We start from the raw sequence: 23,326 nt of genomic DNA, 5'->3' as shown, positions 1-23,326 counted from the left end.
GGGCCGACAAATCCGCTGGAGGACAGCCAGTCGGCGTCGGTCAGCCGGTGGGTCAGACCCGCCGGAGGAGCCACTACACATCCTCACTGTCAGCCGAGGGTGACGGTGCGCTGGACGGGCAGGTCGCGGGAGGACCGGCCGGCGGAGAGGGTGTACAGGCCCGGGGTGAGGCACCATCCGCCGGACTGCCAGGTGGAGAGGTCCTGGGCGGTGACGGTGAAGGTGACCCGGGTGCTGGCGCCCTTGGCGAGCTGGACCTTGCGGAAGCCGACCAGGCGGCGGGGTTCGGCGTTGGCGGCGGCGGGCAGGGCGGCGTAGAGCTGGACGACGCTCCAGCCGGTGCGGGTACCGGAGTTGGTGACCCTGGCGGTGGCGGTGAGGGTCTTGGCGGAGGCGTCCCAGGCGAGGGTGAGGTCGCCGACGGCGAAGGTGGTGTAGGACAGGCCGTGGCCGAAGGGGAAGAGGGGGTTCTGGCCGTAGCGGTCGTAGGAGCGGTAGCCGACGGCGACCTCCTCGCCGTAGGCGACGGTGGTGCCGTCGCCGGGGTAGGTCGCGGGGGTGGCGCCGGCGCCCTGGGTCGGGGTGGCGGGGAAGGTGACGGGCAGGCGCCCGGCGGGGTCGCTGTCGCCGAACAGGACGGCGGCGAGCGCGGTGCCGGTGGCGCGGCCGCCGTACCAGGCCTGGACGACGCCGCTGACGGAGTCCAGCCAGGGCATCGCGACGGGGCCGTCGGTGTTGAGGACGACGACGGTGCGGGGGTTGGCGGCGGCGACGGCGGCGATGAGCTGGTTCTGGTCGCCGGGGAGGTCGAGCGAGGTGTGGTCCATGTCCTCGCCTGCCGTGCGGTTGGCGAGGACGACGGCGGTGTCGGCGGCGCGCGCGGCGGCGACCGCGGCGGGGATGAGGGAGTCGGGCTGCCAGCCGAGGGTGAGGCCGCAGGTGCCGTACTGGGCGCTGGCGTTGGTGTAGGTGACCTCGAGGTCGACGGGGGTTCCGGCGGTGAGGGTGGCGGTGCCCTGGAGGGGGTAGTCGAAGGGGCCGAGGAAGAAGCGGGCCATGTGGCGGGTGCCGGAGACGACGGTGGTCCCGCCGAGGGCGAGGCTCGCGGTGCCGGAGGGCAGCAGCGAGAAGCGGTGCAGGCCGGTGCTGGTGGGGGTGAGCTTGCCGGTCCAGCGGGCGGACCAGATCGGGGGCAGGCTGCCGAGCGGGGCCTGGGCGAAGTCGATGGCGGAGACGGTCCGGGTGGCGACGGGGGTGCCGGTGGGCTGCGGGCCGGCGTAGTAGCTGACGGTCAGTCCGGTGGCGCCCGCGGCGGTCCTCAGGACCGCGGCGGGGACGGCGGCGAGCGGGACGTCGCCGGTGCTGCCCTGGGTGAAGGTGACGGTGGTTCCGCTGCCGGCCCGGTCGCGGATGGCCTGCAGCGGGGTGGTCCAGGTGCCGGGGTCGACGTAGCTGGAGCCGGAGACGCCGGTGACGGCGTCGGCCCCGGCCGGGCCGATGACGGCGATGCGGGCGGGCCGGTCCAGGGGCAGCGCGCCGTTCTCGTTCCGCAGCAGGACGGTGCCGTGGACGGCGAGGTCGTGGGCGAGGTCCTGGTGGGCCCGGGTGCTGACGTTCGCGGCGGGGGCCGGGAGCGGATTGTCGAACAGTCCGGCGCCGATCATGGTGGCCAGGACGCGGCGGGCGGCGTCGTCGAGCCGGGCGGAGCTGACGCCGGAGGTGATGCTGCCGACCGGGGCCTGGACGCCGCCGGGGCCGAGTCCGACGAGGTCCATCCCGGCCCGGACGGCGGCGACCTGGTCGTCGCCGGCCCAGAAGTCGGGGACGGTGTGGCCCTGCAGGCCGATGGTGTTCTTCAGGTCGTCGAACAGGGCCTGGCTCTGGACGGCGAAGGTGCCGTTGACCTTGGGATAGGCCATCATCACGGAGGTCAGCGGGGTGGTGGCGACGATGCGGCGGAACGGGGCCTGGTAGACCTCGTGGAGGGCGCGGTCGGAGACGGTGACGTCGACCGCGCTCCGGTTGTCCTCCTGGGTGTAGGCGGCGAAGTGCTTGACGGTGGCGACGACGCCCTGCTGCTGCATCGAGGCGGTGAAGGTCGCGGCGAGGGTGCCGGTGAGGTACGGGTCCTCGCCCATGCCTTCGGCCTGGCGACCGGAGTGCCAGTGCCGGGCGATGTCGACGGTGGGGGCGAGCAGGTTGTTGTAGCCCTTGGCGCGGCCCTCCGCGCCGATGGCGGCGCCGAGCGCGCCGGTGCGGTCGGCGTCGAAGGTGGCGGCTTGGGCGATCGGGACGGGGAAGGCCGTCACGCCGCTCTCCCCGCGCAGGCCCGCCGAGGCGTCGGCGATGGACAGGGCCGGGATGCCCAGGCCCGCGAGCGCGCCGAAGTCGCACCGGATCAGTGCTTCCTTCTGGGCGGGCGTCATCGTGGCGAGGAGCTGGTCGGCCCGGGTCCGCGGGGTGCCGCCGGCCGTGGCGGCGCGGGCGGCGGGTGCGGCGGCCAGCGGGGGGACGGTGGTGGCCAGGGCGGACAGGACGGCGGTGGTGAGGAACGCGCGGCGTCTCATGCGGCTCTCCGGGGGGAATGTGGCAACGGGCCGGGCGCGGCAGGTGGGGGCACGCGCACCGGCGGTGGGGGTGCGCGGGGCGCGGCGGTGGGCCGGACCGCCCCGGCGGGGTCTGCGATGTGCATCGTTCTACAGCTGGCGGCAATCTAGACGCGCCCGCCCGACCGGTCAACCAGTTGAGCGACTCGGAAGCTCGTAGAACGTTCTGCTGACCGGACCGTTGACGAGGCGGACTCCGCCGCATATCGTCTGCCCATCAATGATTGATGTACTGATCATATTTCGAGGAGGCCACGTGCCCTCGTCATCCCCGCGTCCGCTCGCCGTCGTCGGCGGCGGGATCGGCGGTCTCGCCGCGGCGCTCGCCGCCGCGCGCACGGGCCGCGCCGTCACGCTGGTCGAGCGCGCCGCGCAGTTCGGCGAGATCGGCGCCGGACTGCAACTGGCCCCCAACGCCTCGCTCGCCCTGGACGAGCTCGGCGTCCTGGCCGACGTGCAGCGCAACGCCGTCATGCCGCCCCGGCTGGTCATGATGGACGCCGTCTCCGGCACCGAGGTGACCTCGCTCGACCTGCGCAGCAGCGCCTACACCGAGCGGTTCCGGCACCCCTACGTGGTCACCCACCGCACCGACCTGCACGCGGCCCTGCTCGCCGCCTGCCGGGCCGAGCCGCTGATCACCCTGCGCACCGGCCTCACCGTCACCCGCGCCGAGCAGGACGGCGACCACGTGCGGCTGTCCTTCGAGGAACCGGACGAGGAACTGCTCGCCGACGCGGTGATCGCCGCCGACGGCCTGCACTCCCGGCTGCGCCGCGCGCTGACCGGCGAGGGCGACCCGGTCTGCTCGCGCTACGTCGCCTTCCGCGGCGCGATCCCCACCGCGCGGATGACCGGCCGGATGTCGCAGGCGGCGGCCGACGAGGCCGTCATGGTCTGGGCCGGTCCCGCCATGCACCTGGTCCAGTACCCGGTGCGGCGCGGCGAGCTGTACAACCAGGTCGCCGTGTTCCGCAGCGACAGCCACACCCCCGACTCCGACGACTGGGGCACCGAGGCCGAGCTGGAGCAGCGCTTCGCCGGCGCCTGCGACGCCGTCCGCGACGCGCTGCCGCTGGTCGCCCGCGACCGCCGCTGGCCGCTGTACGACCGCCCGCCGCTGAAGCAGTGGGCGTACGGCCGGATCGCCCTGCTCGGCGACGCGGCGCACCCGATGCTGCAGTACCTCGCCCAGGGCGCCTGCCAGGCGCTGGAGGACGCGACCGCGCTCGGCCGGGCGCTGCGCGAACAGCCCGACGCCGCGGACGCGTTCACCGCCTACGCCGCGCGGCGCAGCGAGCGGGCCGGGCGCATCCAGACCAGCGCGCACCTGTTCGGCGACCTCTGCCACCTCGACGGGATGGGCGCCACCATGCGCAACCTCGCCCTGGCCCACCGCTCCCCCGCGGACTTCGACGACCTCGCCTGGGTGTGGACGCCCGCTCCCGACACCGTCGCCGCGCCCGCCGCTCCGATCGGAGTCCCCGCATGACCGACGACGCCTACGAGACCCTGGACCGCCTCGGCGCCGCGCCGCTGTGGCGCTTCTACGGCAACCTCTTCCCCGCCCGGCCCCGCAGCCGGGCCGTGCCGTTCCGGTGGAGCTGGCAGGACCTGCGTCCGCACCTGCTGCACTTCTCGAAGACGCTGTCGCTGCACGAGGCCGAACGGCGGGTGCTGATGCTGGTCAACCCGGGCCTCACCGACCCGCCCGCCACCGTCACCACCCTGTACGCGGGCCTGCAGGTCATCCTGCCCGGCGAGACCGCCCAGGCCCACCGGCACACCTCCAACGCCTTCCGCTTCGTCCTGGAGGGCGAGGGCGCGTACACCACCGTCAACGGCGAGCCGGTGCGGATGGCGCCCGGCGACCTGCTGCTCACCCCCGGCTGGCACTGGCACGACCACACCCACCAGGGCGACGCGCCGATGATCTGGCTCGACGCGCTCGACTACCCGCTGGTCAACGCCCTCGAAGCCGGTTTCTACGAGCAGTACCACCAGCGGCTCCAGCCGCTCACCCGCACCGCCGACCTCGGCAGCCGCCAGTTCCTGCACGGCCGCCTCACCCCCACCTGGCTCACCCCGGACGGCACCGGCAACTCCCCCGTCACCCGCTACCCCTGGCAGGAGACGGCCCGCGCGCTCGACGCCGTCGCCGACGACGCCGTCGGCAGCGCGGTGGACGGCATCGCGCTGGAGTACACGGACCCGTTCACCGGCGGACCGGTCATGCCGACCATCGGCTGCCGGATCCACCGCCTGCGCCCCGGCTTCGACGGCGCCGGCCGCCGCCACACCGCCTCCACCGTCGTCAACGTGGTCCGCGGCGAGGGCGCCACGATCGTCGACGGCGTCCGCCTGGAGTGGGCGCAGCACGACACCGTCGCGATCCCCGGCTGGGCCACCTACCGGCACGTCAACGCCTCCGCCTCCCAGGACGCGGTGCTGTTCTCCTACAGCGACGAGCCGGTGATGCGCTCCCTGGGCCTGTACCGCACCGAGCCGGGCGACCCCGGCGCCTGATCCTCCGCCCCTCCCCAGCAAGGACCTCCCATGCGTCTCGCACTCTTCGACCAGGACCGGATCGGCCTGGTCGACGGCGACCAGCTCGTCGACGTCACCGAACTCCTCGCCGGTCCGGGCCCGTACGGCCCGGCCGGGCCCCTGCACCGCCACATCGAGCTCGGCGGCGCCCTCCCCGCCGACCTGTCCGGCCTGCCGCGCACGCCGCTGGCGGACGCGCGGCTCGAAGCGCCGCTCCCCCGTCCCGGGAAGATCGTCGGCGCGCCGGTCAACTACCTCGACCACAAGGCCGAGATGGCGTACCCGACCTCCATCGCCGAGCTCGGCGTCTTCCTCAAGGCCAACTCCTCCGTGATCGGCCCGGGCCGGGACGTCCTGCTGCCCTACCGCGACCTGCGCACCGACCAGGAGGGCGAACTCGCCGTCGTCATCGGCCGCACCGCCCACCACGTGCCCGCGGCCGACGCCCTCTCCCACGTCTTCGGCTACACCTGCCTGCTGGACATCACCGTCCGCTCCACCGAGGACCGCTCCACCCGCAAGTCCTACGACACCTTCACCCCCCTCGGCCCGTGGATCACCACCGCCGACGAGGTCCCCGACCCCGACGCGCTCGACCTGCGCTGCGCGGTGGCGGGCGAGCAGCGGCAGCACACCAGCACCGCGGACCTGATCTTCGGCGTCGCCGAGCTGATCGCCTACACCAGCTCCGTGATGACCCTGCACCCCGGCGACGTGATCGCCACCGGCACCCCGGCCGGCGTCGGCCCGATCCGGCACGGCGACCGGATCACCGTCGACATCGAGCGGATCGGGCGGCTGGAGGTCGGCGTCGACGGCGGCCGCGCCACCCCGTACGCCGAGCGGCCCGGCCGCCGGGTGCGCACCGCCGACTGATCCGGGCCCTGCGCCGCGCCGGGGCGGTGCCGCGCGCTCGTAGACTCGACGACCGGTCGCACCCACGCGCGCCCGCGGCACCCCTCGGCGAAGGAAACGGCAGCACCTTGACACGCTCACTGGAACTGGACCACTACGTCGGGCACCTCATCCGCCGCGCGGAACAGGTCCACACCTCGCTCTGGGCCGCGCACGTCTCGCGCGAGGTCACCTCCCAGCAGTTCGCCGTCCTCAACGCGCTCGCCCGCATCCCCGGCAACGACCAGCGCACGGTGGCGTCCGCGACCTCCCTGGACCGCTCCACCGTCAACAACATCGTCCGGCGCCTCACCGACCAGGGCTACGTCAGCCAGGTCCGCGACGGCGCCGACCGCCGCCGCACCCTGCTGGAGCTCACCGCCGACGGCGAGCAGTTGCTGCAGCAGCTCATCCCGCCCGCCGAACACGTCAACGAACTGCTGCTGGCCTCCCTCCAGGACGACGAGCGGCCCGTCGCGATCGACCTGCTGCGGAAGATCGCCTGCGTCGACGACGCGGGCTGACGGCCGGAGGCGAAGCGGCGCACCTCACACCGCCGGGCGCCCGGAGACCGGGGCCCGCTCCCGCACCATGGGAGCGGCCCCCCGGGCTCCGGTGACGTCGACGCCGCTCGACCCAGGTCGCCACGCGCCCGACCGACCGGCGCGAACCCCCAGGAGCCCTCATGAACCACCGCGCTCCCGCACGGCCCCCGCACGCCTGGCGCACGGGCGTGGTCGCGGGCATGGCCTCGTACGTGGACGCCGCGGCGATCGTCTCCACCGGCATCGCCCTGGTCCTCTACCAGGAGCCGCTGCACCTGACCGGCGGCCGCATCGGCGTGCTCTCCGGCGCGCTGACCGCCGCCATCGCCACCGGCGCCCTGCTGGGCGGGCGCCTCGGCGACCGCTTCGGCCGCCGCCGCGTGTTCGCCGCCACCATGGCGACGGTCGTGGCCGGGTGCGCGCTGACGGTGCTGTCCACCGGCTTCGCCCCGCTGCTGCTCGGCGTCCTGGTGCTCGGGCTGGGCTCCGGGGCCGACCTGCCCGTGGCGCTCGCGATGGTCGCCGAGTCCGCGACCGACCGGAACCGGGCCGCGCTGATCGGCTTCTCCAACGTCCTGTGGGGCGTGGGCGCCGCGGCCGCCAGTACGGTCGCCGCCGTCGTCGGCGACCGGGGCCGCGTGGGCGGCCAGGTCCTCTACGGGCACGTCGGCGCGGTCGCGCTGGTCCTGCTGCTGGCCCGGCTCCGCCTGCCGGAGTCCCCGGCCTGGCTGGCCGCCAGGCGCGAACGGGCGTCGCCCCGGGCGGCCGCGGCCTCGGCGCGCGCCCTGTTCACCGGCCCGTACCTGCGCCCGTTCGCCGCGCTGCTCGGCTTCTACGCGCTGACCAACCTGGCCGCCAACACCAGCGGCCAGTTCGGCGCCTACGTCGCGGCCGACGTCGCCCACCTCCCGGTCGACGTCAGTGCGCGGCTGTCGCTGCTGGTGCTGCCCGTCACCGTCGCGGCGGGCCTGTGGTTCATGCGGATCGCCGGCACGCCGCGCCGCACGGGCTACTTCGTGTTCGGTGCCGCCTGTCTGGCGGGCGGCTACCTGGTCCCGCCGCTGTTCGGGTTCTCCCTGGCCACGCTCGCGCTCTCCATGGCGGTCAACGCGGTCGGCGGCGCGTTCGCCTTCGAGGGGATCATGAAGACCTGGGCGCAGGAGTCCTTCCCCACCCTGCTGCGCGCCACCGCCCAGGGCGCGGTCATCGCCGTCGCCCGCTACCTCGCCGCCGCGTTCGCCCTGGTCACCCCGGCGCTGCTGCGATTCGACCCCTCCCTGCTGTACGGCGGGCTGGCCGCCGTGTCGGCCGCGGGCCTGGCGATCGGCTGGTACGGCTTCCGCGGGGCCCGGCGCGACGAGTTCACGACGGTGCCGTCCCTGCCGGTTCAGCTCAGGCCGACGCGGGCGGCGGCGGAGTCCCAGGCGCGCGTGTCGCCGCTGGGTTCGTAGCGCTTGAGGTGCTGGGTACGGGCGACCAGGCGGCGCATGGCGCTGCGGTCGGCGACCAGGCCGTGGGTGCGGGCCTGGACGAGGATGTTGCCGATGGCGGTGGCCTCGGTGGGACCGGCGACGACGGGCAGGCCGGTGGCGTCGGCGGTGAACTGGCAGAGCAGGGCGTTGCGGCTGCCGCCGCCGACGAGGTGGACGGTGCGGACGGGCCGACCGGTCAGTTCGGCGGCCTGCCGCAGGGTGTGGCGGTGGGCGAGGGCGAGGCTCTCCAGGATGCAGCGGACGACGGCGCCCTGGTCGTCGGGCGCCAGGTGCTGGCCGGTGCGGGCGCAGTGCTCGGCGAGGCGGGCGGGCAGGTCGCCGGGGGCGAGGAACTCGGGGGCGTCGGGGTTGACGAGCGCGGCGAACGGGCGGGCGGCGGCGGCGCGTTCGAGCAGCTCGGGCAGCTGGTGGCTGCGGCCGCGGGAGCGCCAGGTGCGCTGGCTCTCGCTGAGCAGCCACAGGCCCATGACGTTGCGCAGGTAGCGGACGGTGTGGTCGGTGCCGAGTTCGTTGGTGAAGTTGGCGGCGCGGGAGGCGTCGGTGAGCACCGGCTTGTCGAGTTCCAGTCCGGCCAGCGACCAGGTGCCGCAGGAGATGTAGGCGAAGTCGGCGGTGGTGGCGGGGACGGCGGCGACGGCGGAGGCGGTGTCGTGGGAGGCGACGGCGACGAGGGGGGTGCCGGGGCGCAGGCCGGTGGCGGCGGCGACGTGCGGCAGGAGGGTGCCGGTGTGGTCGCCGGGGCGGCGCAGCGGGGCCAGGACGGCGGCGTCGAGGCCGAGGGCGGCGAGGATCGGGGTGGACCAGGTGCCGGTGCGGGCGTCGTACAGGCCGGTGGTGGAGGCGTTGGTGGCCTCGGTGCCGACGGTGCCGGTGAGCCAGTGGGTGAGCAGGTCGGGGATCAGCAGCAGGGTGCGGGCCCGGTCGAGGTTCTTCTCGGCGGCGAGTTGGAAGACCGTGTTGAACGGCAGGTGCTGGAGGCCGGTGATGCGGTACAGGTCGCGGGCGGGGACGCGGCGCCAGACGTCTTCGACGACGGCGGCGCCGCGCGGGTCGCGGTAGTGGAAGGGGTTGCCGATCAGGGCGCCGTCGGCGTCGAGGAGTCCGTAGTCGACGGCCCAGCTGTCGATGCCGACGGAGGCGACGTCGAAGCGGGCGGCGGCTTCGCGCAGCCCGTCGAGGACGCCCTGGTGGAGGCCGAGGGCGTTCCAGTGCAGGCCGTCGGGGAGCTGGGCGGGGGTGTTGTCGAAGCGGTGGGTCTCGGTGAGGTCGAGGCTGTCGCGGCCGACCCGGCCGACGACGACCCGGCCGCTGGTGGCGCCGAGGTCCGCCGCGGCGAAGGCGGTCGGGGCGTGGGGGGCGTGGGGCTTCACGGCGGTGTGTCCTCGGTGGTGCGACGGCGGTGGCGGGGTGGTGCGACGGCGGTGGCGGGGTGGTGCGGGGAGGCGGTGCGGGCCGCGAAGAGGAGTACGCGGCCCGCACCGCGGCTGGTGGCGGGTCAGCGCAGGAAGGCTGCGGCGACGCCCGCGTCGACGGGGACGTGCAGGCCGGTGGTGTGGGTGAGGTCGCCGCCGGTGAGGGCGAGGACCGCGGCGGCGACGTGTTCGGGCAGCACCTCGCGCTTGAGGAGGGTGCGCTGGGCGTAGAACTCGCCGAGCTTGTCCTCCGCGATGCCGTAGGTGGCGGCGCGCTGCGCGCCCCAGCCGCCCGCGAAGATCCCGGAGCCGCGCACCACCCCGTCGGGGTTGACGCCGTTGACGCGGATGCCGTGCTCGCCGAGTTCGGCGGCCAGCAGGCGGACCTGGTGGGCCTGGTCGGCCTTGGTCGCGGAGTAGGCGATGTTGTTCGGTCCGGCGAAGACGGCGTTCTTGGAGGCGATGTAGACGATGTCGCCGCCCAGTCCCTGCTCGATCATGGTGCGGGCGGCCTCGCGGGAGACCAGGAAGGAGCCGCGGGCCATGATGTCGTGCTGCAGGTCCCAGTCGCGGGCGGTGGTCTCCAGCAGCGGCTTGGAGATGGAGATGCCCGCGTTGTTCACCACCAGGTCGACGCCGCCGAAGGCCAGCGCCGCGGCCCGGAACGCCTGGGCGATCTGCTCCTCGCTGGTGACGTCGACGGTGACGGCCACCGCCTTGTCGGGGCCGCCCAGTTCCTCGGCGACGGCCGCCGCGTTCTCGGCGTTCAGGTCGGCGACCACCACGCAGGCGCCCTCGGCGACCAGCCGCTCGGCGATCGCCCGGCCGATGCCGGAGCCCGCGCCGGTGACCAGCGCGATGCGGGTCGCCAGCGGCTTCGGGGCGGGCATCCGCTGCAGCTTGGCCTCCTCCAAGGCCCAGTACTCGATCCGGAACTTCTCCGCCTCCTCGATGGGGGCGTAGCTGGAGACGGCCTCGGCGCCGCGCATCACGTTGATCGCGTTGAGGTAGAACTCGCCCGCCACGCGGGCGGTCTGCTTGTCCTTGCCGAAGGAGAACATGCCCACGCCGGGGACGAGGACGATCGCCGGGTCGGCGCCGCGGATCGCCGGGGAGTCGGCGCTGGCGTGCCGGTCGTAGTAGGCGCGGTAGTCCGTGCGGTAGTTCTGGTGCAGCTCGCGCAGCCGCGCGGCCACCTCGTCGGGGGTGGCGGTCGCGGGCAGGTCGAGGACCAGCGGGGCGACCTTGGTGCGCAGGAAGTGGTCGGGGCAGGAGGTGCCGAGCGCGGCCAGCCGCGGGTGCTCGGCGCGGGCCAGGAAGTCCAGCACCTCGGCGCTGTCGGTGAAGTGGCCGACCTGCGGGTGGTCGGTGGAGGCCAGGCCGCGGATCAGCGGGGCCAACGCGGCGGCCCGCTCGCGCCGCTGCGCCTGCGGCAGCGGCCCGTACCCGTCCAGCAGCGGGCCGAACGGCTCGGCCTTGCCGCGCTCGGCGAGGAACCGCTCCGCGGTGCGGATGATGTGCAGCGCGTTGGCCTCGCACTCCTCGCTGCTCTCGCCCCAGGCGGTGATGCCGTGGCCGCCGAGGATGCAGCCGATCGCCTGCGGGTTGGCTTCCTTGACGGCGGCGATGTCCAGGCCGAGCTGGAAGCCGGGGCGGCGCCAGGGCACCCACACCACGCGCTCGCCGAAGCACTCGGCGGTGAGCTTCTCTCCGTCGGCGGCGCAGGCCAGCGCGATGCCGGAGTCGGGGTGCAGGTGGTCGACGTGCGCGGCGTCCACCAGGCCGTGCATGGCGGTGTCGATGGACGGGGCCGCGCCGCCGCGCCCGTGCAGGCAGTGGTCGAACGCGGCGACCATCTCGTCCTCGCGCTCCACGCCCGGGTAGACGTCGACGAGGGAGCGCAGCCGGTCCAGGCGCAGCGCCGCCAGACCGGGGGCGGTCAGGGTGCCCAGGTCGCCGCCGGAGCCCTTGACCCAGAGCAGTTCGACGTCGCGGCCGGTGGCGGGGTCGGTGTCGGTGCCCTTGGCGGAGGTGTTGCCGCCGGCGTAGTTGGTGGTGCGCGGGTCGGCGCCGAGCCGGTTGGAGCGGGCGAGGAGGGCGGCGACTTCGGGGTGCAGGGCCATGGCGGGAGGGGCTTCCTTACGTCTGGACGGAGGGGCGGTGGCGCTCACGGGGTGTGGCGGGCCGGTCCGTGGGTGCGCCGGTGCGGACCGGCCCGCGCTGCCGGTGGGTCAGGCGCCCCAGCCGGCCTGGTGGCCGCCGACCCGGTCGGCGGCGGTCCTGTCGGCCCATCCGCTGGCCCGGTAGGCGGCCAGCGGGTTCGGGTCGAGCCCGGCCTCGGCGCGCACCTCGGCCAGCAGCGGGCGGACGTCGGTGCCGTAGGCGTCCATCAGCACCTCGTTGGCGGCGAGCACGTCACCGGTGTCCTGGGCGGCCGTCAGGGCGCCGGTGTCCACCAGCAGGGCCTTGGCGGTGGCCTCCTGGACGTTCATCACCGAGCGGATGACCGCGGGGATCTTCGCCTCGATGTTGTGGCACTGGTCGAGCATGAACGCCACGCCGGTCTCCGGTGCGAGGCCGCCGTTCTTGACCACCTCGTGCATGATCCGGAACAGCTGGAACGGGTCGGCCGCACCGGCCATCAGGTCGTCGTCCGCGTAGAAGCGGGAGTTGAAGTCGAAGCCGCCGAGCTTCCCCTCGCGCAGCAGGAACGCGACGATGAACTCGATGTTGGTGCCCGGCGCGTGGTGGCCGGTGTCGACCACCACCGTCGCCTTCGGGCCCAGCCGCAGGCAGTGCGCGTACGCGGTGCCCCAGTCCGGGACGTCCATGGTGTAGAAGGCGGGCTCGAACAGCTTGTACTCCAGCAGGATCCGCTGGCCGTCGCCGAGCCGCTCGTACACCTCGGCGAGCGCGTCGGCCAGACGGCCCTGGCGGGCCGAAACGTCGTCCTGGCCGGGGTAGTTGGTGCCGTCGGAGAACCACAGCTTCAAGTCGCGCGAGCCGGTGGCGTCCATGACGTCGACGCACTCCAGCAGGTGGTCGACCGCCTTGCGGCGCACCCGCGCATCCGGGTTGGTGACGGAGCCGAGCTTGTAGTCGTCGTCCTGGAAGACGTTGGCGTTGATCGCACCGATCTCCAGCCCGAGGCCGCGGGCGTGGGCGGACAGCGCGGCGTAATCCTCCACCTTGTCCCAGGGGATGTGCAGCGAGACCTTCGGGGCGGCGCCGGTGGCGGCGTGCACCTGGGCGGCGTCGGCGAGCTTCTCGTACGGGTCGCGCGGCACGCCGGGCTGGGCGAAGACCTTGAAGCGGGTGCCCGAGTTCCCGTAGCCCCAGGAGGGCGTCTCGATGCGCTGGGCCCGCAGGGCGTCCTTCACGGCAGATCGGTCGGTCACCGGAGCACCTCTCACCACGTCGATCGTTCGACTTGAATCGTTTCAAGCAGACCGTAGGTCGAACGGCGCGAAACCGTCAAGCCGCTGCCGTAATCTGGCAACCGTCCAGCGAGCACAGCGGTGAAACTTTTCAATGCGGAACGGAGACGGGCACGGGCATGGGCAACGCGGCAGGGATCAAGGACGTGGCCCGGGCGGCCGGGGTGTCGGTGGGCACGGTCTCCAACGTGATCAACCGGCCGGAGGTGGTCGGCGAGGAGACCCGGGCCCGGGTCCAGGCCGCGATCGAGCAACTCGGCTACGTGCGCAGCGAGTCGGCGCGCCAGTTGCGCTCCGGGAGCAGCCGGATCATCGGCCTGCTGGTCCTCGACCTGGGCAACCCGTTCTTCGTCTCGGTCGCCCGGGGCGCGGAGCAGGCCGCCCGGGCCCAGGGCCTGGGCGTGATGGTCTGCAACAGCGCGCAGCGGCCGGCCGACGAGGCGGACTACCTGGCGCTGTTCGCCGAGCAGCGGGTGCGGGGGGTGCTGCTGACCCCGGCCGACGCGGAGGGTTCGGGGGCCGCGGCGCTGCGGCGCCACGACGTGCCGTTCGTCCTGGTCGACCGCCTCGCTCCGGGGATCGACGCCTGCTCGGTGTCGGTGGACGACGTCAAGGGCGGCTCGCTGGCGGCCGCGCACCTGCTGGCGGGCGGCCACCGGCGGATCGCGTTCGCGGGCGGCCGCCACCGCCTGCAGCAGGTCGCCGACCGGCGCTCCGGCGCGCTGGCGGCGCTGGAGGGCAGCGGCGCCGAGCTGGTGGACCTGGAGGTGGCGGGCCTGGACGTGGCCGCCGGGCGGGACGCGGGCGCCCGCCTGCTGGGCCTGCTGCCGCGGCCGACTGCCGTCTTCTGCGCGAACGACCTGCTGGCCCTGGGCGTCCTGCAGGCCGCGTTCGCGGCGGGCCTGCGGGTGCCCGAGGACCTGGCGATCGTCGGGTACGACGACATCGAGTTCGCCGCCGCGGCCGCGGTGCCGCTGACCTCGGTGCGCCAGCCCGCCGAGGCGGTGGGGCGCACGGCGGTGGAGCTGCTCGCCCAGGAGACCGGCGGCGGTGCGCACCGGCACCGGCAGGTGGTCTTCGATCCGGAGCTGGTGGTGCGCGGCTCCACGCTGACGGCCCCGCGGACCGCCTGAGGGCCGCGCCGTTGAATCCATTCAACGGCGGGCTCCGGCGGCCGCGGGTCAGTCGGCGTGCGGGGCGGCGGTGCTGGAGCGCACGACGAGCCGGGGGGTCATGGCGGTCTGCATCGCCTGGCTGCGGCGGCCCTCGACCCGTTCGATGAGCATCCGGGCGGCGGTGGCGCCCATGGTGGCGCCGGCCTGGTCGACGCTGGTGAGCTGGACCGGGGCGAGGGCGGCGACCGCGGTGTTGTTGTAGCCGACCAGCGAGAGGTCGCCGGGGATGCCCAGGCCCAGCTCGGCGGCGGCGCGGTAGACGCCGAGGGCGGCGACGTCCGCACCGGCCATGATGGCGGTGGGCCGGTCGGCGGCGCTCAGCAGCCGCTTGCCCGCCTCGTAGCCGCCCTCCTCGGAGTAGGCGGCGGCGAGGGCCTGCGGGGCGAGGCCGTGGCGTTTCATCGCGGCGGTGTAGCCCTTGGCGAGCACCGCCTCGGGGGTGAGCTTCCACTGGCTGCCCTTGAGGCCGGGGGCGGCGAGCAGGGCGATCCGGCGGTGGCCGAGGGCGGCGAGGTGGTCGACGACCAGCGCCGCGCCCTGGTCGTCGGCGTCGACGACCGAGTCGTGGACGGCGGCGGTGTCGTGGTGGCCGATCACCACGGTGGGCACGGTCTCGGCGGTGGCGAGGACCTCGGCGCGGCTGGTGCCGGGGGCGATGAGGATCAGGCCGTCCATCTGACGGTCGACCATCGACTGGACGGTGCGCGCCTGTTCGCTCGCGCCGAAGCCCGCCGCGCCGATCAGCACCGTGTAGTCGCTGCCGCGCAGCTGCTGCTGGACGCCGTCGAGGATGTCGGCGAAGAAGGTGTTGCGGAGGCTGTCGAGCAGCACTCCTATCGTGTAGGTCCGCCCGCGCATGCCGCGCGCGGCGGCGTGCGGGCGGTAGTCCAGCTCGGCCATCGCGGCGCGCACCCGCTCCTGCATGGCGGGGCTGACGCCGTAGGCGTTGCGGAGCACCTTGGAGACGGCCGCGGTCGAGACGCCGGCGCGGGCGGCGACGTCGGTGATGGTGACGCGCTTGGGGCGTTTCGTCGGCTCCATGTCCCGCTTTCTTCAAAGTCACTGTTGCGCAACGTTCTACACGATCCTTCCCGGCCGGGACCAGCCGCATCGCCCGGGTGACCGCCTCGTTACGTCCTCGTGTCTTGACGATAGCTCGCCCCCGGGGGCACTGTTGACCCCATCGTGGAGAACGTTCTACAAAGTCGGGCCCCGTCTTCCGGGAGCGCCCCGCGTTCTCCGGTTCAGCGATCCCCCACCTCTGCCTCCGCTCAATGACGCCAGGGAGCACAGCCGTGACCATCAACCCCACCCGCACCGGCAGAACCCGCCTCGTCGGCTCCACCGCCGCCGCAGCCGCCGTGGTGCTGCTCGCCACGGCGTGCGGCAGCAGCGGGACGGGCGCGAGCGCCTCCCCGAAGAACTTCGACTACCTGTCGGTGACCGAGAACACCACGATCAAGAAGACGCTGACCACGCTGTCGACGACCTCCTGCACCGACCAGAACAAGGCGCTGCCGCTGAAGGTCGACACCGTCCCGCAGTCCGGCCTGGACCAGAAGCTGCAGCTGCTGGCGGGTCAGAACGCCCTGCCGGTCCAGTTCGCGGCCGGCAACGCCCCGGCGCTGACCACCCAGCTCTTCACCGCGGGCAACGTCGCCGACCTGGAGGACGAACTCACCAAGCTCGGCGTCTTCGACCAGCTGCAGCCCGCCGCGGTGTCCACCGTCAAGGCGCTGTACCAGAACAAGCTCGCCGTGCTGCCGTACGAGTACAACATCGAGGGCATCTTCTACAACAAGAAGGTCTTCGAGGCCAACGGCATCTCCGTCCCCAAGACCTGGGACGAGCTGGTCGCCGCGGCCGCCAAGCTGCAGGGCGCGGGCGTGCAGCCCTTCGCCGCCTCCGGCCAGCAGGGCTGGCCGCTCACCCGCCTGGTCAGCGGCTACCTGTACCGCAGCCTGGGCCCGGGGGCGATGAACGCGATCGCCAACCACACCGCGAAGCTGACCGACCCCGAGTACGTCAAGGCCGCCCAGCAGGTCGCCGAGCTCGGCAGGAAGGGCTGGTTCGGGCAGGGCGTCGGCTCCATCGACTACGACACCGCGATGAACCAGTTCCTGGGCGGCAAGGCCGCGATGTTCTACATGGGCAGCTGGGCGCTGGCCAACATCGCCGACGCCGAGCAGGACACCCTGGGTGCGGAGAACGTCGGCTTCATGCCGTTCCCGGCGGTCGCCGGCGGCAAGGGCTCCATCGACCAGTACCCCTCCAACGTGGGCCTGCCGGTCGCGATGAACGCCAGGAGCTTCGACGCGAAGACCGGCGACTGGGTGAAGTGCATCGCGCAGAACTACGGCAGCGTCGCGCTCAAGGACCAGGGCACCATCTCCGGCTTCAAGGTGAACACCCCGGTGGAGAACGCCAACGCCGTCACCGGCCAGATCCGCGACACCATCGGCGCCTCCAAGGAGAGCGTGCTGTGGTTCGAGGCGCTGGGGCGGGGACGCGCCCGCCCCGCCGCGCCGCCACCGCTCCCGCCACGACAACGAAGGACACGTCCAATGCACCGCGTACTCGGTGACCGCAGGGCAGTCGCGATCCTGTTGGGCCCCGCCCTGCTGGTGTACACCCTCGTCATGCTCGTCCCCATCGGCTGGTCGCTGGGGTACTCCTTCACCAAGGGCAACAGCATCACGGGGTTCAGCTGGGCCGGATTCGCCAACTTCCAGCGCCTCGCCGACGACCCGGCCGTCCACGACGCCCTCTGGTTCACCGTCAAGTACGCGGCCGTCGTCACCGTCGGCCAGGTCGCGGCCGGGTACGCGCTGGCCCTGCTCTACACCTTCTACCTGAAGAAGGCCTCCGCGCTGGTGCGCACCCTGGTGTTCTTCCCCGTGGTGCTGCCGACCGTCGCGGTCGGCCTGCTGTTCCAGAAGCTCTTCCAGGTCGCCCCGCAGACCGGCCCGGTCAACTCCCTGCTGGAGCTGGTCGGCCTGCACTCCGTCGACTGGTTCGGCAGCGCCGGAAGCTCGTTCTGGGTGCTGATCCTGATGGACGTGTGGCGCTCGATGGGCTTCTACGCGGTGCTGCTGTTCGCCGGCCTGGTGGACATCCCCGACGAGGTCCTCGAATCGGCCCGCCTCGACGGCGCCTCCGGCCTGCGGCTGATCCGCCACATCGTGCTGCCGCTGTCCTTCCCGGTCCTGATGTCCTCGGCGATCTTCAGCATCAACGGCACCCTCAAGGTCTTCGACTCGATCGTCGCGCTCACCAACGGCGGCCCCGGCAGCGGCACCACCCCCCTGACCCTCTCCATGTTCCAGACGTCCTTCACCTACGGCGAGTACGGCTACGGCAGCACCATCGCGGTCCTGCTGACGGTGCTGTGCCTGCTGGTGACGCTGGTCGTCTTCCGCGTCTCGCGGCGCGATCTCACGAAGGGCTGAGCCGCCATGTCCGTCGACACGCCGCTGCGCACCGCACCCGCCCACGCCGTCCGCAAGGCCGCCCCGCGCCGCCGCCGCCCGCTGCGCGGCCTGTGGGCCAGGATCCTGATCGCCCTGCTCGTGGTCGTCGAGGTCTACCCGCTGCTGTGGATGTTCCTCACCTCGGTCAAGTCCAACAACGACTACCTGAACCACTCCACCTGGAGCCTGCCCACCCACTGGGAGTGGGGCAACTACGCCGAGGCGTGGACCACCGGCCACATCGGCCTGTACCTGCGCAACAGCCTGCTGGCCGTCGTCCCCTCGCTGGCGCTGGTCCTGCTGATGGGCGCGGCCGCGGGCTTCGCCCTGCAGATCATGGTGTGGAAGGGCCGGAGCCTGACCCTGCTGGTCTTCCTGGCCGGCGTCATGGTGCCCTCGCAGATGATCCTGCTGCCGCTGTTCACCGTCTACTTCCGCACCGGCCTGTCCGGCACGCTGTGGCCGCTGGTCCTCACCTACACCGGCACCGGCCTGCCACTGACCGTCTTCATGATGGCCACCTACTACAGGAGCGTGCCCCGCGAGCTCTTCGAGGCCGCCACCATCGACGGCGCCGGGATCCTGCGCATGTTCTGGACGATCAGCCTGCCCATGGTGCGCAACGCGATCCTCACCGTCGGCCTGGTGCAGTTCTTCTTCATCTGGAACGACCTGCTGGTCGCCCTCACCTTCACCAACAGCCAGGACCTGCGCACCGTCCAGGTCGGCCTGCTGAACTTCACCGGCGACTTCGGCGCCACCCAGTACGGCCCGCTGTTCGCCGCGATCTGCCTGAACGTCCTCGGCACGCTGGCGATCTACCTCTTCCTCAACCAGAAGGTCATGAAGGGCCTCACCGGAGGCGCGGTCAAGGGCTGACGCCCCCTCGCCCCGCCGCCCCGCACCACCCACACCCCGGAAGGTCCCCATGCTCCTCCCGCCCGCCCCGGTGACGTTCGAACACCTGCCGGACGGCCTCGGCACCGGCACCGCCGCCCCCCGCCTGTCCTGGACCCTGCCCGCCGGCACCCGCGCCCAGGACGCCTACGAGGTCGAGGTCGAACGCGACGGCCGCCGCACCACCACCGGCCCGCTGCCCGGCGCCGACCACCGCCTGGTGCCCTGGCCCGCCGCGCCGCTCGCCTCCCGCGAACGCGCCACCGTCCGCGTCCGCGTCTGGGCCGACGGCGAAGGCCCCTCCGCCTGGAGCGCGCCCGCCGCCGTCGAGGCCGGACTCCTCTCCCCCGCCGACTGGGCGGCCGTCCCGGTCGGCGCCGCCTGGCCCGAGGACCCGGACGCCGAACGCCGCCCCGCCCGGGTCCGCACCGGCTTCCACCTCGACAAGCCCGTCGAGCGCGCCCGCCTGTACGTCACCGCGCACGGCCTGTACGAGGCCGAGATCAACGGCCGCCGGGTCGGCGACGAGGCCCTCGCCCCCGGCTGGACGGTCTACCCCGAACGCCTGCGCTACCGCACCCACGACGTCACCGCGCACCTCGTGCCCGGCGACAACGCCCTCGGCGCCTGGCTCGGCGACGGCTGGTACCGCGGCAAGTACGGCTTCGACGGCGGCACCCGCAACATCTACGGCACCGACCAGTCGCTGATCGCCCAACTGGAGGTCACCCACCCCGACGGCACCCGCACCACCGTCGCCACCGGCCCCGACTGGAGCGCCGCCCCCAGCCCGATCCTGTTCAGCGGCCTGTACGAGGGCGAGACCCACGACTCCCGCCTCGACGACCCGCGGTGGTCCACCCCGCAGGCCGCCGCCGACGGCTGGACCCCGGTCGCCGTCCACACCCGCGACCCGCGCACCCTCACCGCCCCGCAGGGCCCGCCGGTGCGCTGCACCGCCGAGGTCGCGCCCGTCTCGGTGACCCGCCGCCCCGACGGCCGCCACCTGCTCGACTTCGGCCAGAACCTGGTCGGCCGCCTGCGGATCACCGTCGACGGCCCGGCCGGCACCGAGGTCGTCCTGCGGCACGCCGAGGTCCTGGACGGCGGCGAACTCGCCGTCCGCCCGCTGCGCGAGGCCCGCTCCGTCGACACCCTCGTCCTGGCCGGCGGCCCGCAGACCTGGGAGCCCCGCTTCACCCTGCACGGCTTCCGCTACGCCGAGGTCACCGGCTGGCCCGGCGACCTCGACCCGGCCGACGTCACCGCCCGCGTCCACCACACCGACCTGCGCCGCACCGGCTGGTTCGAGTGCAGCGACCCGCTGGTCAACCGCCTGCACGAGAACGTGGTGTGGAGCATGCGCGGCAACTTCGTCGACATCCCCACCGACTGCCCCGCCCGCGACGAACGCCTCGGCTGGACCGGCGACCTCCAGGTCTTCGCCCCCACCGCGGCCTTCCTCTACGACTGCGCGGGCATGCTCGACTCCTGGCTCACCGACCTCGGCGTCGAGCAGCTGCCCGACGGCACCGTCCCCTGGTACGTGCCGGTCATCCCCGGCGAGCCCGCCTGGACGCCGATCCGGCCCGGCGCCGTCTGGGGCGACGCCGCCGTCCTCACCCCCTGGCTGCTGCACCGGCGCTTCGACGACCCCGCACTGCTGCGCCGCCACTACACCGCCGGACGCCGCTGGGTCGACCTGGTCGACCGCCTCGCCGGACCCACCAGGCTCTGGGACAGCGGCTTCCAGCTCGGCGACTGGCTCGACCCGGCCGCCCCGCCCGAGGACCCGGGCGCGGGCCGCACCGACCCGTACCTGATCGCCACCGCCTACTTCGCCCACTCCGCCCGGCACCTGGCACTCACCGCCCGCACCATCGGCGAGCACGCCGACGCCCACCGCTACGGCCTGCTGGCCGACCAGGTCGCCTCTGCGTTCCGGCAGCGCTGGGGCACCCCGGACGGGCTGCTCACCTCCGACAGCCCCACCGCGTACGCCGTCGCCCTCCGCTTCGGCCTGCTCACCGACCCCGCCGCCCGCCGCCGGGCCGGGGACCGCCTGGCCCACCTCGTCCGCGAAGGCGGCCACACGATCGCCACCGGCTTCGTCGGCACCCCGCTGATCTGCGACGCCCTCACCGACGCCGGACACCTCGACGACGCCTACCGGCTGCTGCTGCAGACCCAGTGCCCGTCCTGGCTCTACCCCGTCACCCAGGGCGCCACCACCATCTGGGAACGCTGGGACAGCCTGCGCCCCGACGGCACCCTCAACCCCGGCGGCATGACCTCCTTCAACCACTACGCGCTCGGCGCGGTCGCCGACTGGCTCCACCGCACCGTCGCCGGCCTCGCCCCCGCCGAGCCCGGCTACCGCACCATCCGCTTCGCCCCCCGCCCCGGCGGCGGCCTCACCTGGGCCGAGGCCCGCCACGACACCCCCCACGGCACCGCCGCCATCTCCTGGCAGCTCACCGACCAGGGCCTGACCGCCGAACTCACCGTCCCGGCGGGCTGCGAAGCCGTCCTCGACCTCCCCGGCCTCCCGCCCCGCCGCCTCGGCCCCGGCACACACCGGGTCAGCACCGTCGGCCCCCACCCGGCGCCCCTCCCCGCCCCCGGCACCACCGTCCCCGGCCGGGCCGCCCTGCCCTCCACGGCCTGAAACGGTCACCGCACCCGGACGCCCGCGGTCCCCCTCGCGTTGTGGAACGGGTGGCGGCGCGGGTGCTCGTCGCGAGGTTCTCGAGGAGGCCGGGCCGTTCGGTGGCCTCGTCGAGAACGCGGGTGCGCGGGGCGGCCGCGGGGGCGGGTCCGATCGGGTGAAGGGACAATGGAGGCACGCGGTGGCAGGACAGCCGCCCGCCGCCCGTCAGTCGAGGCCGTGCTGGAGCCGCCCGTGAGCCGTCGCCGTCCCCCGTCGCACCCCGCCGACGCGCACGAACTGCTGGGCAAGCTCGGCGAGCTCACCGCCCGGGCGCTGGAGCACGCCGAGCGGCAGCGGGCCCGGGTCGAACTCGCCATGGCGCTGCAGCGCGAGCTGCTCCCGGCCGCGCTGCCGAGCCTGCCCGGGCTGCGGACCTCCGCCCGGTACGCGCCCGCGCGCCACGGCCTGGACATCGGCGGCGACTGGTACGACGGCTTCCGGCTGCCGGACGGGACGCTCGGGCTGACCATCGGCGACGTGCAGGGCCACGACGTCGAGGCGGCCGTGTTCATGGGCCAGGTCCGGATCGGCCTGCGGGCGCTGGCCAGCGCGGCGAGCGACCCCGGCGAGGTGCTGGCCCGGACCAACGAACTGCTGCTGTCCCTGCCCGACGGCCTCTTCGCCACCTGCTGCTTCCTGCGCTTCGACCCCGCCACCCACGAACTGTCCGTCGCCCGGGCCGGCCACGTCCCGGCGATCTGGGCCACCGCCGACGGCCGGTCCGGGATCGACGACACCGAGAACGCCGACGAGGTGGGGCTGCCGCTCGGCATCGAACCCGGCGAGGTGTACCCGGTGACGCGGCGGCGCCTGTCGGGAACGGAAGCGGTCGTCCTGGTGACCGACGGCGTGGTGGAAGGGCCCGCGTTCCCGCTCGACACCGGGCTGGAGCACGTCCTGCGGCGGGTGCGCGCGGGGGTGGGCGCCGAGCCCGGGGAGCTGGCCGGCCGGGTGCTGGAGGTCGCCGACCTCACCGGGCACCAGGACGACGCCGCGGTCCTGGTGCTCTGCCACGGCGGACCGTGACGGCGCCCGGCAGCGGCGGGTGACCGCAGCGGATCCGACCGTCCCGGCCGACCCTTCGGGCGTGTCACGGCCGGGGCCGGGCGGCGGCGTGCGATGAGATGGCTGCTGTGCTGCGCAACGCGAAGGCCGGAGAGACCGCGGTGGCCGGCTTGTCGATCCTCGGCGTCGCGCTCGTGTACTGGGCGGGGGGCCGGCTCGGCCTGCTGACGCAGGTCGTCGTGGGCGGCGTCCACGTCACCCCGCTGTGGCCGCCGACCGGCGTCGCCGTGGCCGGCCTGCTGCTGCTCGGCCTGCGCGTGTGGCCCGGGATCGCGCTCGGCGCCCTGCTGGTCATCGCGGGGTTCGGAGCGATCACCCCCGCCTCCTTCGGCATCGCGGCGGGCAACACGCTCGCCCCGGTGGTGGCCGTCCTGCTGCTGGCCCGGGTGGGCTTCCGGGTCGAGCTCGACCGGCTGCGGGACGGTGTGGCGCTGGTCTTCCTGGGGGCGCTCGCCTCCACGCTGATCAGTGCGACCGCCGCCTGCCTGATCCTGGTGTCCGAGGGCGCGCTGGTCCCGCACCAGTTCTGGCCCGCCTGGACGGCGTGGTGGACGGGTGACGCGATGGGCGTGCTGGTGGTCACCCCGCTGCTGCTGGCGGTGCGCGCCGCCCGGATGCCCCGCGACGTACCGCTGCACCGCTGGGCGGAGGCCCTCGGCCTGCTGGCGACCACCGCCGTCACCGTGCTCACGGCGACCCGCAGCCCGCTCTCCCTGCTCTTCCTGGTCCTGCCGGTGGTGATGTGGGCGGCGCTGCGCTTCCAGTTGCTCGGCGCCGCGCCGTGCGTCCTGGTGGTGTCCGTCATCGCCGTTCCCGCCGCCATCGATCACGTCGGCCCGTTCGCCGACCACGGCCTGCTCGCCGTGATGGTCCAGTTGCAGGCCCTCAACGGCGTCGCCGCCCTGACCGGACTGCTGCTCGCCGCCGTCACCACCGAACGCGAGAACACCCTCGTCACCATCGAGCAGGCGTGCATCGCCCTCGCCGAAGTGGTGAACCGCCTCGCCCCGGGCGAGGCCGAGGGCCCCTGGCCGCCCCCCGCCGACCGCCGGCGCCCCGACTGACGGACGACGGC

16 protein-coding genes are annotated in these 23,326 nt (G+C 73.9%); 11 read left to right on the top strand and 5 right to left on the bottom strand.

The genetic code is table 11. From position 1 onward, the window contains the following. Nucleotides 1-89: 89 nt before the first annotated feature. On the bottom strand, nt 90-2,567 hold the full coding sequence (locus OO57_RS16280) for a beta-glucosidase H (RefSeq protein ID WP_033253183.1): 2,478 nt from the start codon (nt 2,565-2,567) through the stop codon (nt 90-92). A 295-nt stretch (nt 2,568-2,862) separates the two neighbouring features. Between OO57_RS16280 and OO57_RS16275 the strand changes: the two genes are divergently transcribed. The 5 genes from OO57_RS16275 to OO57_RS16255 all read left to right on the top strand — a co-directional run bounded on the left by OO57_RS16275 (nt 2,863) and on the right by OO57_RS16255 (nt 8,043). Next, complete coding sequence (locus tag OO57_RS16275) at nt 2,863-4,098, top strand: FAD-dependent monooxygenase (RefSeq protein ID WP_033253182.1); 1,236 nt, start codon at nt 2,863-2,865, stop codon at nt 4,096-4,098. Beyond that, nucleotides 4,095-5,132: a cupin domain-containing protein gene (locus OO57_RS16270; protein ID WP_033253181.1), complete on the top strand. Its 1,038-nt coding sequence runs from the start codon at nt 4,095-4,097 to the stop codon at nt 5,130-5,132. The genes OO57_RS16275 and OO57_RS16270 overlap by 4 nt, the downstream gene beginning before the upstream one ends. Nucleotides 5,133-5,162: 30 nt before the next feature. Then, nucleotides 5,163-6,029: a fumarylacetoacetate hydrolase family protein gene (locus OO57_RS16265; protein ID WP_033253180.1), complete on the top strand. Its 867-nt coding sequence runs from the start codon at nt 5,163-5,165 to the stop codon at nt 6,027-6,029. Between the two features lie 107 nt (nt 6,030-6,136). Then, the gene (locus OO57_RS16260) at nt 6,137-6,571 is read left to right on the top strand and encodes a MarR family winged helix-turn-helix transcriptional regulator (protein ID WP_033253179.1); all 435 of its coding nucleotides are present in this window, start codon (nt 6,137-6,139) and stop codon (nt 6,569-6,571) included. Nucleotides 6,572-6,732: 161 nt separating this feature from the next. After that, on the top strand, nt 6,733-8,043 hold the full coding sequence (locus tag OO57_RS16255; RefSeq protein WP_033253178.1) for an MFS transporter: 1,311 nt from the start codon (nt 6,733-6,735) through the stop codon (nt 8,041-8,043). On the opposite strand, the gene OO57_RS16250 is transcribed toward OO57_RS16255, so the two are convergent. From OO57_RS16250 to rhaI, 3 genes are all read right to left on the bottom strand, one after another. Next, complete coding sequence (locus tag OO57_RS16250) at nt 7,980-9,455, bottom strand: rhamnulokinase (protein WP_033253177.1); 1,476 nt, start codon at nt 9,453-9,455, stop codon at nt 7,980-7,982. The genes OO57_RS16255 and OO57_RS16250 overlap by 64 nt on opposite strands. A gap of 125 nt (nt 9,456-9,580) precedes the next feature. Next, nucleotides 9,581-11,620 carry a bifunctional rhamnulose-1-phosphate aldolase/short-chain dehydrogenase gene (locus OO57_RS16245; protein WP_033253176.1) on the bottom strand — a complete coding sequence of 680 codons (2,040 nt, stop codon included), beginning with the start codon at nt 11,618-11,620 and terminating at the stop codon, nt 9,581-9,583. A gap of 108 nt (nt 11,621-11,728) precedes the next feature. Next, nucleotides 11,729-12,895: an L-rhamnose isomerase gene (gene rhaI / locus OO57_RS16240; RefSeq protein ID WP_033253175.1), complete on the bottom strand. Its 1,167-nt coding sequence runs from the start codon at nt 12,893-12,895 to the stop codon at nt 11,729-11,731. 158 nt (nt 12,896-13,053) lie between these two features. Between rhaI and OO57_RS16235 the strand changes: the two genes are divergently transcribed. Then, nucleotides 13,054-14,067, top strand: a complete 1,014-nt coding sequence (locus OO57_RS16235) for a LacI family DNA-binding transcriptional regulator (RefSeq protein WP_033253174.1) — start codon at nt 13,054-13,056, stop codon at nt 14,065-14,067. A gap of 48 nt (nt 14,068-14,115) precedes the next feature. Here OO57_RS16235 and OO57_RS16230 read toward each other — a convergent pair whose 3' ends face one another. Next, entirely contained in the window at nt 14,116-15,150 is a 1,035-nt protein-coding gene (locus OO57_RS16230) for a LacI family DNA-binding transcriptional regulator (RefSeq protein ID WP_033253173.1), read from the bottom strand. Nucleotides 15,151-15,404: 254 nt separating this feature from the next. On the opposite strand from OO57_RS16230, the gene OO57_RS45565 reads away from it, so the two are divergent. The 5 genes from OO57_RS45565 (at nt 15,405) to OO57_RS16200 (ending at nt 23,315) form a co-directional block, all read left to right on the top strand. Next, entirely contained in the window at nt 15,405-17,558 is a 2,154-nt protein-coding gene (locus OO57_RS45565; protein WP_234337363.1) for an extracellular solute-binding protein, read from the top strand. A gap of 6 nt (nt 17,559-17,564) precedes the next feature. Continuing rightward, nucleotides 17,565-18,458 carry a carbohydrate ABC transporter permease gene (locus OO57_RS16215; protein WP_051777713.1) on the top strand — a complete coding sequence of 298 codons (894 nt, stop codon included), beginning with the start codon at nt 17,565-17,567 and terminating at the stop codon, nt 18,456-18,458. A 49-nt stretch (nt 18,459-18,507) separates the two neighbouring features. Continuing rightward, nucleotides 18,508-21,144, top strand: coding sequence for a glycoside hydrolase family 78 protein (locus OO57_RS16210; protein WP_051777711.1), 2,637 nt, complete (start codon nt 18,508-18,510; stop codon nt 21,142-21,144). 234 nt (nt 21,145-21,378) lie between these two features. Beyond that, a complete protein-coding gene (locus OO57_RS16205; protein WP_033253197.1) occupies nt 21,379-22,212 on the top strand; it encodes a PP2C family protein-serine/threonine phosphatase in 834 nt (277 codons plus the stop codon). Between the two features lie 98 nt (nt 22,213-22,310). Then, nucleotides 22,311-23,315: an MASE1 domain-containing protein gene (locus OO57_RS16200; protein ID WP_051777709.1), complete on the top strand. Its 1,005-nt coding sequence runs from the start codon at nt 22,311-22,313 to the stop codon at nt 23,313-23,315. The last annotated feature ends 11 nt before the right edge of the window (nt 23,316-23,326 follow it).

It is taken from the genome of Kitasatospora phosalacinea, from assembly GCF_000717185.1.
In the GTDB taxonomy this organism is placed as follows: Bacteria; Actinomycetota; Actinomycetes; order Streptomycetales; family Streptomycetaceae; genus Kitasatospora; species Kitasatospora phosalacinea_A.
This window is presented reverse-complemented; position numbering and strand designations above follow the sequence as displayed.

Coding starts and splice junctions, on each gene's coding strand:
- OO57_RS16245 (WP_033253176.1), bottom strand. CDS start 11,620: ATGGCCCTGCACCCCGAAGTCGCCGCCCTCCTCGCCCGCTCCAACCGG.
- OO57_RS16270 (WP_033253181.1), top strand. CDS start 4,095: ATGACCGACGACGCCTACGAGACCCTGGACCGCCTCGGCGCCGCGCCG.
- OO57_RS16280 (WP_033253183.1), bottom strand. CDS start 2,567: ATGAGACGCCGCGCGTTCCTCACCACCGCCGTCCTGTCCGCCCTGGCC.
- OO57_RS16265 (WP_033253180.1), top strand. CDS start 5,163: ATGCGTCTCGCACTCTTCGACCAGGACCGGATCGGCCTGGTCGACGGC.
- OO57_RS16235 (WP_033253174.1), top strand. CDS start 13,054: ATGGGCAACGCGGCAGGGATCAAGGACGTGGCCCGGGCGGCCGGGGTG.
- OO57_RS16200 (WP_051777709.1), top strand. CDS start 22,311: ATGGCTGCTGTGCTGCGCAACGCGAAGGCCGGAGAGACCGCGGTGGCC.
- OO57_RS16255 (WP_033253178.1), top strand. CDS start 6,733: ATGAACCACCGCGCTCCCGCACGGCCCCCGCACGCCTGGCGCACGGGC.
- OO57_RS16215 (WP_051777713.1), top strand. CDS start 17,565: ATGTCCGTCGACACGCCGCTGCGCACCGCACCCGCCCACGCCGTCCGC.
- OO57_RS16230 (WP_033253173.1), bottom strand. CDS start 15,150: ATGGAGCCGACGAAACGCCCCAAGCGCGTCACCATCACCGACGTCGCC.
- OO57_RS16210 (WP_051777711.1), top strand. CDS start 18,508: ATGCTCCTCCCGCCCGCCCCGGTGACGTTCGAACACCTGCCGGACGGC.